We start from the raw sequence: 13,831 nt of genomic DNA, 5'->3' as shown, positions 1-13,831 counted from the left end.
GGAGCTCTCCCCTCGAGGTGACCACACGTTCAGCGTCCGCTGGGTTCCGTTGTGCTGCAACAGAACTCGGCTCGACGCCATACCCACGTGGACGTGAGGCGGGGACCTCTCCCCATCGCCGGGGGGCATCCCCCGCTCCTACCTTCGGTTCTGCAGCCGGGCCGAGGTGGCCGGGCACCACTACCGAGGGGATCACCGCAATGCTCAGCACCGTCATGACCCGCAAGCCCGTCCGCTTCGCCGTCGCCTCCGTCGCCGGCCTGGGCCTCGCCGGGGGCATCGCCCTCGCCGCCGACGCCGCGACCGGCACCGTGAAGACGTCCGGCGCCAGCCTGTCCGTCCGCAAGGGCCCCGGCACCGGCTACGCCAAGGTCGGGACCGTGAAGAAGGGCGCCAAGGTCAACATCATCTGCCAGACCACGGGCAGCACGGTCAAGGGCACCTACGGCACCTCGAACATCTGGGACAAGATCGGCACCGGCCGGTTCGTCTCCGACGCCTACATCTACACCGGCTCCGACGGCCGCGTCGCCCCGAAGTGCGGCGGCTCCGCCCCGGCCCCGAGCACCCCGAGCGGGGTCATCGGCAACAACTACCCGTACAGCGGCCAGACGTCGGGCGTCGACCCCTGGAACTTCTACAAGGGCCAGTGCACGTCGTTCGCCGCGTTCCGCGCCCGCTCGGTCAAGCACGTCGGCTTCACCAACTCCTACAAGGGCCAGCACTGGGGCAACGCCAACCACTGGGACGACGCCGCCCGCGCCGCCGGTGTGACCGTGAGCAGCCGCCCGCACGTGGGTGACATAGCCCAGAGCGACGCCGGCAGCTTCGGCCACGTCGCCTACGTCGCGAAGGTCAACGCCAACGGCACGTTCGTCGTGGAGGAGTACAACTGGTCGCACCCGGAGCACTACGGCACCCGCACGGTCAGCCGCGGTTCGGCGCACGGCCAGTTCGACTCCTTCATCCGCTTCTGAGCCGACCCCTCCGGGGTGGTCACACCCCTGACCCGCACGAGCGCGGCGCCCTCCCTGCGACGGGAGGGCGCCGCCGCGTCGGCCACCCGCCGGGCTCAGAGCGCGTCGAGGACCTCGTGCGCGATCCGCGCCAGGGTGACGGCCCCCACCGGGCGGAAGGGGTGCAGCGGGTCGGGAGCCACCGACCCCGTCGGGCCGCCGAGCTCGGTGTGGGCCAGCGCGCTCATCACGACGTAGGCGTCCTCACGACTCACCCCGCGCTCGTCCACGAGCACCGAGAAGAGCGACTCGTAGGCCATGTCGATCGAGTCCTGGACCGGGTCGCCGAGACCGACGCAGACCAGCTCACGACCGGTGTCGACCCGCGGTGCGCGCAGCCGGGCGCCCAGCCCCTTGACGACGTCCACGGTCACCGTGACGCGGCCGGCCGCCTCGATGGCCACGAACGACGACTCCCCCCTGCTCATCACGGCGTGCAGGTCGCCGAGCGACAGCAGCGCCCCCGGCACCTGGACGGGCAGGTAGACCGTCGACCCCGGGGCGGCGTCGGTGAGGTCCATGTTGCCGCCGGTGGGGTAGCTGGGCATGACCGTCGAGAGGTCGCCGTCGGCGGGAGCAACCATGACGCAGCCGACCATGGGAGCAGCGGGGCAGTCGAGGCCGTCGGTGAGCTGGACCCGCCCGTCGCGCAACGGGATCCGACGCACGAACCACTCCTCGCCCATCGGTCCCGCGAGCGCGCCCGCGCCCGGGATGTACACCGACCAGCCGAAGTCGCCGAAGGTGATGTCCTCGATGGTGACGGCGAGCGCGTCGCCGGGCTCCGCACCCTCGACGAACACCGGTCCGGTGACCGGGTTGAGGGGCGCCGTCACCTTGGCGAGGTCGCGCCGCTCCTCCATCTGGGCGTATGCCGTGTCGTCGGTCTCGAAGGTGATGCGGTCACCGCCCCCGGCCGCGACCCGAAGCACCGGCTCATCGGCGGCCGACAGCCCCGGCCGCCCCTGGTCTCTGGTCAGCAGGTGCTCGCTCATGCCCGTCCTCCCCTCGGGGCCTCGACGGACTGGTCCCGCGCCGCAGGCCCGTCCGCGGCGTGCTCGGGCAGGATGCCCCGGTCGTGCGTGGTGTACCACGCCAGGACGAGGCAGCCGATCGCCAGCCAGACGAGCCCGCCGATCTTGGCGGCCGCCTCGGCGTTCCACAGGACGTAGCCGATCACCGCGAAGCCCAGCACCGGGGAGACCCAGTGCAGGAACACGTTGCGCGAATGCTTCCGCACGCCGTACCAGGACACGACGGACACGTGCAGGAGCAGGAAGCTCGTGAGCGCGCCGAAGTTGACCAACGACGAGATCAGGCCGACCTGGCCGACGAAGAACAGCCCGGTGACGAGGGTGAGGCCACCGACGAGCAGGATCGCGCGCTCGGGCACCTTGGTGCGGCTGTTGACGTGGGCCAGGAAGCCGGGCAGCCGCCCGTCACGGCTCATCGAGAACAGGAGCCGTGAGGTGGCGCTCTGGGCGGCGACGGCGTTGGCGATGCCGACGGCCAGGGCGTTCATGGCGAGGAAGGCGACCTGCCACCCGTGGCTGCTCACCTGCTCGACGATGCCGAAGAAGGCGTTGTTGACCTCGTCGTCGCCGAACTGCTGCGTGTCCGGCACGAGCATCGCCGCGAGCCAGGTCTGGGAGACGAAGAAGAACGCGACGAGGACGAGCCCGACCACCATGGCCAGGCCCGCCGCCTTGCGTCCGCCCTTGGCCTCCTCCGAGAGGGTCGCGATGCCGTCGAACCCGAGGAAGCTCAGCACCGCGATGGACAGCGCGGTCGCGACCAGGCCCGGGGTGAAGTCGCCGGAGTCGAACAGCGGCGCCGTGGTGAACCGGGCACCGCTCGTCCCGCGGGCGATGGCGACCACGGCCATGACGACGAAGATCACGACGAAGAGCAGCTCGGCCGCGAGGAAGAGCCGGTTGACGATGGCCGTGAACGAGATGCCGATGTAGTTCACGCCGGTGTTGACGACGAGGAAGAGCACGATCCACAGCGCCTTCGGGATGTCGGGGAAGATCCCGGCCATCGACTCGGCGGCGAACACGTAGAGCAGGGTCGGCACGAGAAGGTAGTCGAGCAGGATCGTCCAGCCCGCCAGGAAGCCCAGCTTGGGGTTGAGCCCCCGACCGACGTACGAGTACACGGACCCGGCGATCGGGAAGGCGCGCGACATCTGCGCGTACGACATGGCGGTGAAGATCATCGCCACCAGGCCGATGAGGTAGACGAGGGGCACCATGCCCTTCGACTCGTTGTAGACCACGCCGAAGATCGCCCACGGCGCGATGGGCACCATGAAGACGAGCCCGTAGATGATCAGGTCCGTGGTGGACAGGGTGCGGTTCAGCTCTTGGCGGTAACCGAACTCGGCGAGCTCGGTGTCATGGGTGCTGCTCACGACGCTCCTCGGGGGAAGGGGTGGGACGTGGACGGGGGACGTGGACGGGGGACGGTGGGACGGGGGCCGGTGGTCGTGCTGTCTCAGTCGTGCTCGCGCAGGAAGGCGCCGACCACGGCGGTGAACCACTCGGGCTCCTCGACGTGCGGCATGTGGCTGGACTGCGCGAACACGTGCGAGCGGGCACCCGGGATGCGGTCGACGAAGGGCTGCCACACGATCGGCATCGCCTCGTCGTGCGCACCGCTGACCACGAGCGTCGGCGCGGTGATGCCCGGGAGGCGGTCGACCACGGTCCAGTCCTTGAGCGTGCCCACGACGTGGAACTCCGACGGCCCGTTCATGGTGTGGTAGACCGTCGGGTCGGCCTCGAGCTGGGCGAAGGACGCGAGCACCTCCGGCGGGTTGGGCACCACGCGGCAGACGTGGCGGTCGTAGAAGACCTGCATCGCGGCGGCATACTCCGGGCTGTCCGTGGTGCCGGCCTCCTCGTGCCGCAGCAGCGCCGCCTGGACCTCCTCGGGGAGCTCGGCGCGCAAGGTGGCCGCCGCCTCGAGCCAGAGGGCCATCGACGCGGGGCTGTCGCAGATGCTCAGGCTCGCGACACCGTGCGGGTCGGCGAGCAGCACCTCGCTGGCGAGCATGCCTCCCCACGACTGGCCGAGCAGGTGGAACCGGTCGCCGATGCCGAGGTGGTCCACGACGGCGCGCAGCTCCTCGATGAAGAGCTCCACGGTCCAGGAGGCGGGGTCGGCGTCGGGCAGGTGGGTGCTCAGGCCGCAGCCGAGCTGGTCGTAGTGGACGACCGCACGCCCGTCGCCGGCGAGCGCCGTCATCGCGAGGGTGTAGTCGTGCGCGACCCCGGGCCCTCCGTGCAGCACCACGAGGGGCGCCCGCGGCGCGTCGGGGCGCAGCGCGTCGGGGTCGCCCGTGACGCGGAACCACGTCCCGTGACCCCGGAAGGGCACCGTCCCGGTCCGGCTCGGCTCGGGTATGGCGCGGACGGCTGTCTGGTTCACAGGTCTCCTCGGCTGGTCCTGGGACGCCCCTGCGGGCGACCGCGACACTCAACCGCAGAAATGGTCTGGTGACAATACCTTTGATCGGGTGACGAGACGGGCGGCCGGACCCCGACCCGTAGACTCCCCGCGTGGACGAGGGCGCAGAGCTTCTGGGGGCCGCGGGCGGAGGGGGCGCGGCAGGGGGTCTCGACCCGCTCCGCGTGAGCATGACCGCCTCGCTCGCCGACCGGCTCGTCACCGCCATCGCCGTCGGCGCCTACTCCCCCGGGGAGCGCCTGCCCCCGGAGCGAGAGCTCGCCTCCTCGCTCGGAGTCTCCCGCGTGACCCTGCGCGAGGCGCTGCGCCAGGTCTCCGAGCTCGGCCTGGTCGAGGCCCGCCGGGGACGCGGCGGTGGCACGTTCGTGTCCACCGTCGACTGGAGCGAGGTGGCGCCGCAGGTGGCCCGTCGCACCCTCGAGGTCGAGCTGCCGCGGCTGCGCGACCTGTTCGACTTCCGTTGCCTCGTCGAGGGGATGATCGCGCGGACCGCCGCTGAGCGACGCACCGCCGAGGACGTCGCCGAGCTGAACGCGGCGCTGGCGGAGTTCGACCGGGTCGAGGGGATGATCGAGGCCAGGGCCGTCGACCACCGGATCCACGGGCTCATCACCGCGGCGGCCCGCAACCCGCACCTGAGCCTGCTGAGCGCTCGGCTGACCGCCGCGGCCACCCTCGGGTTCGGCGCCGAGCCCTACGCCCCGGAGTTCCTCGCCCAGGCCCGCTCCGAGCACGCCGAGCTGGTCCGCCACGTCGTCCTCGGCGACGCCGACGGGGCGGGGCGCTGCGCCCAGGCCCACTTCTCCCTGACCCTCGAGTCCATGCAGGCGGGGCTGCGCAAGGCCGTGGCCCGGTCCAGCTGAGCCGGCCACGGCGGCAGGGCGACCGGGCGCACGACGCGCCCAGTCGGCATACAGGAAACTCCCAGACTCCACCCGGACACTGGGACCGTGACCAGCGTCGAACCCGAAGCCCGCCTGCTCGTCGTCGAGGACGAACCCAACATCCGCGAGCTGCTCGCGACCTCCCTGAGGTTCGCGGGCTTCGAGGTGCACGTGGCCGCCGACGGGGCGACCGCCCTCAACCTCGCCACCGCCCACGAGCCGGACCTGGTCGTCCTGGACGTGATGCTCCCGGACATGGACGGGTTCACCGTGACGCGCAAGCTGCGTGACACGGGCCGCCAGCTGCCGATCGTCTTCGTCACGGCGCGCGACTCCCTCGACGACAAGGTCAAGGGCCTCACGGTCGGGGGCGACGACTACGTCACCAAGCCGTTCAGCCTCGAGGAGGTCGTGGCCCGGATCCGCGCCGTGCTGCGGCGGACCCGTGGCGAGGTGGACGAGTCGTCGGCGCTGCGGTTCGAGGACCTCGAGCTCGACGAGGACTCGCACGAGGTCCGCCGCGGCACCCGCTCGATCGACGTGTCGCCCACCGAGTTCAAGCTCCTGCGCTACCTCATGCTCAACCCCAACCGCGTGCTGTCGAAGGCCCAGATCCTCGACCACGTGTGGGACTACGACTTCCGCGGTGAGAGCGGCATCGTGGAGTCCTACATCTCCTACCTGCGTCGCAAGATCGACACCGAGGGCCTGCCGCCGCTGATCCACACCAAGCGCGGGGTCGGGTACGTCCTGCGCAAGCCACCGGAGGCGTAGGTGGACCCGGCAGTCCAGCCCAGGCACCAGCGCGCGCTGGCCCGGGCGTCCCGCCGGCTGGAGGCGCTGCCGCTGCGGCTGCGCCTCATCGCGGTCATGCTCGTGCTGCTGCTCCTCGCCCTGACCCTCACGGCCTCCGCGACCGCCGTCCTCATGCGGCGCGACCTCGTGAGCCGGGTCGACCAGCAGCTGAGGCTCGCCGCCGACCCCGTGGCGAAACAGGCCTTCAACGACCTCGGCAGCGCGATCAGCGAGGGCATACCGAACGGCTACGCCTTCGTCGTGCTGCCCAACGACGGCCGCGCCCCCATCGCCGCCAACCCCATCGGCGAACCGATGCACCCCGCCGTCCCGTCGCTCACCGTCGACAGCCCCCAGGTCCGCACCGGCGACCCCTTCACCATCGCCTCGAAGGAGGGCGAGCTGAAGTGGCGGGCCATCGCGGGCACGCTGCGCGGCAGCGAGGCCGTGGTCGTCGTCGCCGTACCGCTGCGCACCGTCGACCGGACCGTGCACAAGCTCGTGCTGGTCGAGCTGCTCATCGGCATGGGCGTGCTCCTCGCCTGCGCCGCCGGCGGTTGGTATGCCGTGCACCGCGCCTTCCGCCCGCTGCGCCAGATCGAGGACACGGCCTCCGCCATCGCCGCGGGCGACCTGACGAGGCGCATCCCGACGCGGACGGCCAAGGACGAGGTGACCTCGCTGTCCCGCTCGCTCAACGTCATGCTCGCCCAGATCGAGCAGTCCTTCTCCCAGCGGGAGCAGTCCGAGGAGCGGATGCGGCAGTTCGTCGCGGACGCCTCGCACGAGCTGCGCACCCCCCTCGCCGCGGTCCGCGGCTACGCCGAGCTGTACCGGCAGGGTGCGGTCCGTGAACCGACCGACGTCGCGAGCGCCATGTCGCGCATCGAGGGCGAGGCCAGCCGGATGGGTGGGCTGGTCGAGGACCTGCTGATGCTGGCCCGCCTCGACGACCAGCGCCCCCTGAAGATGGACGACGTCGACCTCACGGTGCTGGCTGCCGACGCGGCCCAGGACGCGCGGGCCATCGACACGCACCGTCCCGTGACGGTCACCGGCCTCGACGGACCGATGGGCCCGACGGTGGTGCGCGGCGACGACTCGAAGCTGCGCCAGCTCCTGGCCAACCTGCTGTCCAACGCCCTGGGCCACACCCCGGCCGGCACCCCGATCGAGGTGGCGGTGGGTGTACGGCGCTCCGACGGCCTCGCCGTCGTCGAGGTCCGCGACCACGGCCCCGGTGTCGATCCCGACCAGGCCAAGAAGGTGTTCGAGCGGTTCTTCCGCGCGGACCCCTCGCGCGGGCGAGGCAGCGGTGGCGGCAACGGCCTCGGTCTGGCCATCGCCGCCGCGATCGTCGCCGGTCACGACGGCCGCATCGGTGTCGCCCAGACGCCCGGTGGCGGTGCCACGTTCGTGGTGCAGATGCCCACAGCAAACTCCCAGCCGGCGCCCAGTACTCCTTGACGTCGGGTGTGTTGACTGAGGTCACCAAGCCACACCAAGGAGTGCGAGAGCCATGACCCAGATCCACCAGGACACCCAGCCGGGCACGACCGGTGAGGGCGGCCAGCCTCCCCAGCAGCACGCTGGCTCGACCGGCCCCGTCTTCCAGGACTCCGGCACCCAGCCCGGCGAGCAGCTGCCGCTCGCCCCGATGCAGCAGCCGCCGATCGCCCCGGCCCAGGAGTCCCCCGCGCAGGCATCGACCCCGCAGCCGCCCACCGAGCCGTTCGCCCGGCCCGACGACACCGCCCCCGTCTGGTTCGGCCAGACGCAGTCGTTCTCCCGCGACAGCGCGACGCCCGGCGCCCCCGGTGGTTCCGGCGCCTTCGGGCCGTACGGCACCGGCGAGCACACCGCATACCCCCCGACCGCACAGCCACCGGCTGGGCCGCCCCCTCCCGCGCACACACGGGATGGAGCAGAGCCTGCCCAGCCGGGCAATCGGCGCCGATGGACGGAACTCACCGCCGTCGCGGCGCTCGCCGCCCTCCTCGCGAGCGGCGGCACCTACGCCGCGGCCCAGCTCACCGACGGGACGCAGTCCTCCTCCACTGCGTCCTCGTCGACCCTGGGCCGCGGCGCAGACGCTGCGCCGGTGGTGCAGGCGGATGCGACGAACCCCAACTGGACGGCCACCGCGGCCGCGGTCTCCCCGAGCGTCGTCTCGATCACCGTGGCGTCGAGCTCGAGCGAGGGCCAGGGCTCGGGCGTGGTCATCGACGGCAAGGGCCACATCCTCACGAACAACCACGTCGTCGCCGGCGCCGGGCAGAACGCCAAGCTCACGGTGACCCTCAACGACGGCCGGACGTACTCCGCCACGGTCGCCGGGACCGACCCGACCACCGACCTGGCCGTCATCACCCTGACGAACCCGCCGAGCAACCTCACCCCCATCGCCATCGGCAACTCGGACGCCATCAAGGTCGGCGACCCGGTCATGGCGATCGGCAACCCGCTCGGGCTCGCCGGCACCGTGACCACCGGCATCGTCAGCGCCCTCAACCGCCCCGTGACCACCGCGGCAGAGGACGACAACAGCCAGCAGCAGAACCCGTTCGGCCAGGGCCAGGCGCCGCAGACGCAGACCGGCGGGAACGACGTCGTGACCAACGCCATCCAGACGTCGGCCGCCATCAACCCCGGCAACTCCGGCGGCGCCCTCGTCAACGCCTCCGGGCAGCTGGTGGGCATCAACTCCGCCATCGCCAGCCTCGGGTCGTCGAGCGGTTCCTCCCAGAGCGGCAGCATCGGCATCGGCTTCGCCATCCCGGCCAACGAGGCCAAGTCGATCGCCACCCAGCTCATCGACAAGGGCACCGCGGAGCACGCGTTCCTCGGCGTGAGCCTGGCCGACGGGACGGCCTCCGACGGCACCAGCCAGCGAGCCGGCGCCGAGGTGTCCGCGCTGACGGCGAACACGCCCGCCGCCCAGGCCGGCCTGCAGAAGGGTGACGTCGTCGTCGCGGTCGACGGTGAGCGGGTCGACTCGGCCCTCGCCCTGGTCGCCACCATCCGCGAGCGGGCCGTGGGCGACAAGGTCGCCCTCACGGTCCTGCGGGGTGGCAAGCAGCTCGACCTGACCGCCACCCTCGTGGCCAAGTCCGGCACGACGCAGTAACCGGGATCGCGTCCCGGCTTCGGGGGCGGGAGGGTGAGCGAGAGCTCCCCTACCGCCCCCGACCGCGTCAGGGGACGCAATTCGTTCGCCCGACGGACGCTGCGGTGGCATTGTGGACCCTTGTGTCTGCCTCCCCCGAGCTGAAGCGAGAGCAGGACCACCTCAGCACCGCTCGAGCGGCCCTGGCCCGGATGCGGGAGCTGACCCTCTCGCTCAAGGTGCAGGCCCACGACCCGATCTCGGCCGAGCACCTGGCGCGGACCCTGCACCTGCGCGCGGCGTCCCTGCAGGACGACCCGTCGACCACGTTGTTCTTCGGGCGGATCGACACGGACAGCGACGAACGCTGGTACGTCGGCCGTCGCCACGTCGCCGACGACCACGGCGACCCGCTCGTCATCGACTGGCGCGCCGGGATGTCGACCGCCTTCTACCGCGCCTCGCGCACCGAGCCGATGGGTGTGGTGCTGCGGCGACGGTTCGGCTTGGACCGTGGCGCGATCACCGCCTACGAGGACGAGCACCTGCAGGACCGCGCCGAGCACGAGGTGCGCAGCCAGATCCTCGCCGAGGAGATCGAGCGCCCCCGCGTCGGCCCGATGCGCGACATCGTGGCGACCATCCAGCCCGAGCAGGACGAGATCGTCCGCGCGGGAGCCGAGCAGACCATCTGCGTCCAGGGCGCCCCCGGCACGGGCAAGACGGCAGTGGGCCTGCACCGGGCGGCCTGGCTCCTCTACGCGTTCCGCGACAAGCTGGCCCGTTCCGGCGTCCTGGTCATCGGCCCCAACCGCGCGTTCCTCGAGCACATCGGCGCGGTGCTGCCCGCCCTCGGCGAGGTGGCGGTCGGCCACACGACGATCGAGGAGCTCGTCGCCTCCGTCCCGGTGCGCGGCACCGACTCCACGGCGACCGCGGTCCTCAAGGGCGACGCCCGGCTGGCCGAGGTGCTGCGGGCAGCGGTCTGGTCGCAGGTACAGCCTGCGACCGAGGCACTCGTCGTCCCGCGCGGCGTCCGCAAGTGGCGCGTCCCAGCATACGAGGTCAACGAGATCCTCGAGGAGCTCCGCACCCGCGGGGTCCGTTACGACGCAGCCCGCCAGATGCTGCCGCAGCGCCTGGCCCACGCCGTCCTGCTGCAGATGGAGCAGGCCGGCGACTCCCCCGACGACCGGGTGCAGGACACGGTGGCCCGCAGCCCGATCGTCAAGAAGTACGTCGCCTCCGTCTGGCCCGCGCTCGATGCCAAGGCGGTGCTGTTCTCGCTGTTCTCCGACCCGGGCGAGCTCGCGCGGCACGCGGCGGACCACCTCACCGAGGAGGAGCAGGCGTTGCTGGTGTGGGAGAAACCCCCACGCAGCAAGGGATCTGCCCGGTGGTCGCGACCTGACACCGTCCTGCTCGACGAGCTCACCGACCACATCTCCAGGACCCCGTCCCTCGGGCACGTCGTCCTCGACGAGGCGCAGGACCTGTCGCCGATGCAGCTGCGAGCCGTGGGGCGTCGCTGCTCGACGGGCGCCGCGACCGTCCTCGGCGACATCGCCCAGGGCACCACCCCGTGGGCCACGGACTCGTGGGAGTCCTCGCTCGCCCACCTCGGCAAGCCGGGGAGCCACATCGAGGTGCTCGACCGGGGTTTCCGCGTGCCCGCCAGCGTCATCGAGTATGCCGCGCAGCTCCTCCCGCACATGGCCGCCGGTCTCGGGGCGCCGGTGTCGGTGCGTGACAACCCGGGGCGGCTCGACGTCCTCGCGGTCGAGGCGGACGACCTCCTCGCGTCGGTCGCCCGGGTCGTCGGCAGCGAGGTCGAGGAGCCCGGCTCCATCGGCGTCATCGTGCCGGATGCCTGGGTCGACCGCGTGTCGAAGTCACTGCAGGACAAGGGAATCGAGCACGGAGTCCTCGGTCAGGACCACGGCGACATCGACCACCAGGTCGACGTGGTGCCGGCCACGGTCGCCAAGGGGCTCGAGTTCGACCGGGTCGTCGTCCTCGAGCCGGCGGCGATCGCTGCGGCCGAGCCGGACGAGCGCACCGGCCTGCGGCGTCTCTACGTCGTCCTCACCCGAGCCGTGTCGGCCCTGACCGTCGTGCACGCCGAACCCCTCCCCTCTGCGCTGGACGGGACCTGACCCACCGCCGCGTCCGCCGCTCGTGCGGACCCGGCTCTGGGACACTCGACACCGTGCCTGCCCTCATCACCTGGTGGAAGCTCGACCTCGCCGAGATCGCCCCCGGCGCGCACGACGACGCGGTGATGGCCATCGGCACCGACCTCATGCGGCGCTGGACCGAACCGCACCGCGGCTACCACGACACCCGCCACCTGGTCGAGGTCTTCTGGGCGCTGGAGGACCTCGAGGAGGGCGGGGAGACCACCTCGCGCGAGGGGGTGCTGGGCCGCCTCGCAGGCTGGTTCCACGACGCCGTCTACGACCCGTCGGCACCGGCCGGCGCGAACGAGGCCGACAGCGCCGACCTCGCCGTGCGCGACCTGCGTGCCCTCGGGCTGGCGTCCGACGACGTGGCCACGGTCCGCGACCTCGTCCTCGCGACCGTCGGCCACGACCTGAGGGACGGTGGCCTCCCGGCGGCCTTCCACGACGCGGACCTGTGGATCCTCGGGTCCGGCGACGAACGCTACGACGACTACACGGCCCAGGTGCGGGCCGAGTATGCGGCCGTGCCCGACGACGCCTTCCGCGCGGGCCGCGCGGCGATCCTGCGCCCGTTCCTCGAGCGGGAGTCGATCTACGCGACGCAGACCGCCCGGCACCTGTGGGAGGAACGGGCGAGGAGCAACCTGGTGCGCGAGCTGGCCGTCCTCACCGGCAGCTGAGGCGCCCGTCAGTCGCGCAGGACGCCCTCGACGACCGGCCACCAGAACTGCGCCCCCGCACGGGCCCGGAACTCGGCCGCCTCCACCCACTCCGGATCGAGCGAGTCCGCCTCCCGCGCCACGAGGGCGGGCCCCACGGCAGGCCAGTCGGCGGCATACAGCTGCAGGTAGCCGCCCTCCCTCGGCCAGCGTCCGGGGGTGACCGGTTCGAAGGCCTCGTGCCCCACCGGGACCAGCGTCGACGGGTCGAGATCGAGGCCGATCTCCTCGGCCACCTCACGGACCACGCACTCGACGACTGACTCGCCGTCCTCACGCGCCCCGCCGGGCGGTCCCCACTCACGTCGGCGGGGGCTCCACGTCACGGCGTAGCGGCCGTGGGCGTCGCGGAGCACGACCATGGCGGCGAACACGGCCTCCTTTGGCGCCGGGTCCGGAGTGGTCGTCAGCACCACGTGCGACACCGACCCGTCCGTGAACACGACGTCGTCGAGGCGCACCGAACGGCTGGTCGCCCCACGGCTCATCGCGGCACCTCGTCCAGGTGCGCCACGAGCGGCCACCAGTGCCGGTCCGTCAGCGACTCCGCCGCCCGGTCGCGCCGGATCCACTGCCCCACGCCGGTGTCCAGCTCGACCCGGCCGCCCAGCTCCGCGTGCCAGACGGCGAAGCAGGCCTTCGGCACCGGCCACGGGTAGTCGGCGTCTGGGTCGGGGACGGTGTTGCGCACGTAGCCGAGCAGCTGCGGTGCCACAGCGGTCTGCTCACCGACGACCACGGTGAGCAGCCGCCCCAGCGCATCGCGCGGGTCCAGGCTCCCGACGGGGGCCGACGGCAGGTCGAGCCCACCGGTGAGGCGTTCGAGGACGAGCAGGTCCGGACCGCGCAGGAGTGCGAGACGCACCACGACCGTGTTCGCCGGTGGCTCGGGCTGGCGTGACGTGATGATGTCGGCACGCGACCCGGGTGGCAGCCACGACGCCTCCGGAATCGAGCGAATCACCTTCTCGTGCTTGCGTTTCTGGATCCGCAGACCGCTGCGCTGGAGGATGCGGACGATCTCCTTGCCGGGCACCTCCTGCGCACCCGCCGCCACGAGCGCGGCATACCGCTCCTCGGGCACGTCGTAGTGGTCACCCTCGAAGCCACGGCGCGGGATCCCTTGCGCGACAGCGAAGTCGTGCAGCTCGTCGTATGACGCGTCGCTGACCAGGTGGGACCAGAGCCGTCCGTGGGCCGGCCACGCGGGCGGGTCGATCCAGATGGTCACGACCCGACGCTACCCCGCGCCGGGCAGGCCTGTGGAAAAGCCCGCGGGCGGTACGCGCGTTGCGCCTAGCCTCGCCGGACAGTGGTGCCACGGAGGCACCGACGACCCGTGAGGAGGACGGTCATGAGCGCACAGTTCCAGGTGGACACCGGCCAGATCCAGGCAGCGTCGGGCGACATCGCCCGCATCTCGAGCGAGATCGACGGCCAGGTGACCGCGATGATGGCCCGGCTCAACGGCCTGCAGGGCGCGTGGACCGGCACCGCGTCGGCACGGTTCCAGGCCCTCGTCACCGAGTGGCAGGGCACCCAGCGCCAGGTGCGTGCCTCGCTCGACTCGATCGGCGGCGTGCTGGCCGCCGCGGGCGTGCAGTACGCGGAGACGGAGGCGCAGACCCTGCGGATGTTCAGCTGACGCCGGCCGAGG

13 protein-coding genes are annotated in these 13,831 nt (G+C 72.0%); 8 read left to right on the top strand and 5 right to left on the bottom strand.

The features are described 5' to 3' along the window. Positions 1–200 precede the first annotated feature (200 nt). Positions 201–977, top strand: a complete 777-nt coding sequence (locus ASC58_RS20675; protein ID WP_082553295.1) for a CHAP domain-containing protein — start codon at positions 201–203, stop codon at positions 975–977. A gap of 95 nt (positions 978–1,072) precedes the next feature. Here the strand turns inward: ASC58_RS20675 and ASC58_RS13805 are convergent, their stop codons facing one another. From ASC58_RS13805 to ASC58_RS13795, 3 genes are all read right to left on the bottom strand, one after another. Then, on the bottom strand, positions 1,073–2,011 hold the full coding sequence (locus ASC58_RS13805) for an acetamidase/formamidase family protein (protein ID WP_056919704.1): 939 nt from the start codon (positions 2,009–2,011) through the stop codon (positions 1,073–1,075). Next, a complete protein-coding gene (locus ASC58_RS13800; RefSeq protein WP_056919703.1) occupies positions 2,008–3,429 on the bottom strand; it encodes an APC family permease in 1,422 nt (473 codons plus the stop codon). The genes ASC58_RS13805 and ASC58_RS13800 overlap by 4 nt, the downstream gene beginning before the upstream one ends. 83 nt (positions 3,430–3,512) lie before the next feature. After that, on the bottom strand, positions 3,513–4,448 hold the full coding sequence (locus ASC58_RS13795; protein ID WP_056919702.1) for a proline iminopeptidase-family hydrolase: 936 nt from the start codon (positions 4,446–4,448) through the stop codon (positions 3,513–3,515). Between the two features lie 131 nt (positions 4,449–4,579). Between ASC58_RS13795 and ASC58_RS13790 the strand changes: the two genes are divergently transcribed. The 6 genes from ASC58_RS13790 (at position 4,580) to ASC58_RS13765 (ending at position 12,135) form a co-directional block, all read left to right on the top strand. Further along, complete coding sequence (locus tag ASC58_RS13790; RefSeq protein WP_157581472.1) at positions 4,580–5,350, top strand: FadR/GntR family transcriptional regulator; 771 nt, start codon at positions 4,580–4,582, stop codon at positions 5,348–5,350. Between the two features lie 87 nt (positions 5,351–5,437). Further along, positions 5,438–6,145, top strand: coding sequence for a response regulator transcription factor (locus tag ASC58_RS13785; RefSeq protein ID WP_056916432.1), 708 nt, complete (start codon positions 5,438–5,440; stop codon positions 6,143–6,145). After that, positions 6,146–7,633: a HAMP domain-containing sensor histidine kinase gene (locus ASC58_RS13780; protein WP_235529234.1), complete on the top strand. Its 1,488-nt coding sequence runs from the start codon at positions 6,146–6,148 to the stop codon at positions 7,631–7,633. Between the two features lie 52 nt (positions 7,634–7,685). Then, positions 7,686–9,293 (top strand): trypsin-like peptidase domain-containing protein, encoded by a 1,608-nt coding sequence (locus ASC58_RS13775; RefSeq protein WP_235529233.1) that lies wholly within the window; start codon positions 7,686–7,688, stop codon positions 9,291–9,293. Between the two features lie 122 nt (positions 9,294–9,415). Further along, entirely contained in the window at positions 9,416–11,428 is a 2,013-nt protein-coding gene (locus ASC58_RS13770; RefSeq protein WP_235529232.1) for an AAA family ATPase, read from the top strand. A gap of 53 nt (positions 11,429–11,481) precedes the next feature. Beyond that, positions 11,482–12,135: a hypothetical protein gene (locus tag ASC58_RS13765; protein ID WP_056919701.1), complete on the top strand. Its 654-nt coding sequence runs from the start codon at positions 11,482–11,484 to the stop codon at positions 12,133–12,135. Positions 12,136–12,143: 8 nt separating this feature from the next. On the opposite strand, the gene ASC58_RS13760 is transcribed toward ASC58_RS13765, so the two are convergent. Together ASC58_RS13760 and ASC58_RS21685 are read right to left on the bottom strand one after the other, a co-directional pair. Next, on the bottom strand, positions 12,144–12,662 hold the full coding sequence (locus ASC58_RS13760; RefSeq protein WP_056919700.1) for an NUDIX hydrolase: 519 nt from the start codon (positions 12,660–12,662) through the stop codon (positions 12,144–12,146). After that, the gene (locus tag ASC58_RS21685; protein ID WP_157598508.1) at positions 12,659–13,405 is read right to left on the bottom strand and encodes a DUF4031 domain-containing protein; all 747 of its coding nucleotides are present in this window, start codon (positions 13,403–13,405) and stop codon (positions 12,659–12,661) included. The genes ASC58_RS13760 and ASC58_RS21685 overlap by 4 nt, the downstream gene beginning before the upstream one ends. Before the next feature lie 123 nt (positions 13,406–13,528). Between ASC58_RS21685 and ASC58_RS13750 the strand changes: the two genes are divergently transcribed. After that, positions 13,529–13,819, top strand: coding sequence for a WXG100 family type VII secretion target (locus ASC58_RS13750; RefSeq protein ID WP_056916429.1), 291 nt, complete (start codon positions 13,529–13,531; stop codon positions 13,817–13,819). Positions 13,820–13,831 lie beyond the last annotated feature (12 nt).

Origin of the sequence: Phycicoccus sp. Root101, from assembly GCF_001426245.1 — a bacterium.
Classification (GTDB): Bacteria; Actinomycetota; Actinomycetes; order Actinomycetales; family Dermatophilaceae; genus Pedococcus.
The sequence above is the reverse complement of the archived record's forward strand: the minus strand, read 5'-3'. Positions and strand labels throughout refer to the sequence as shown.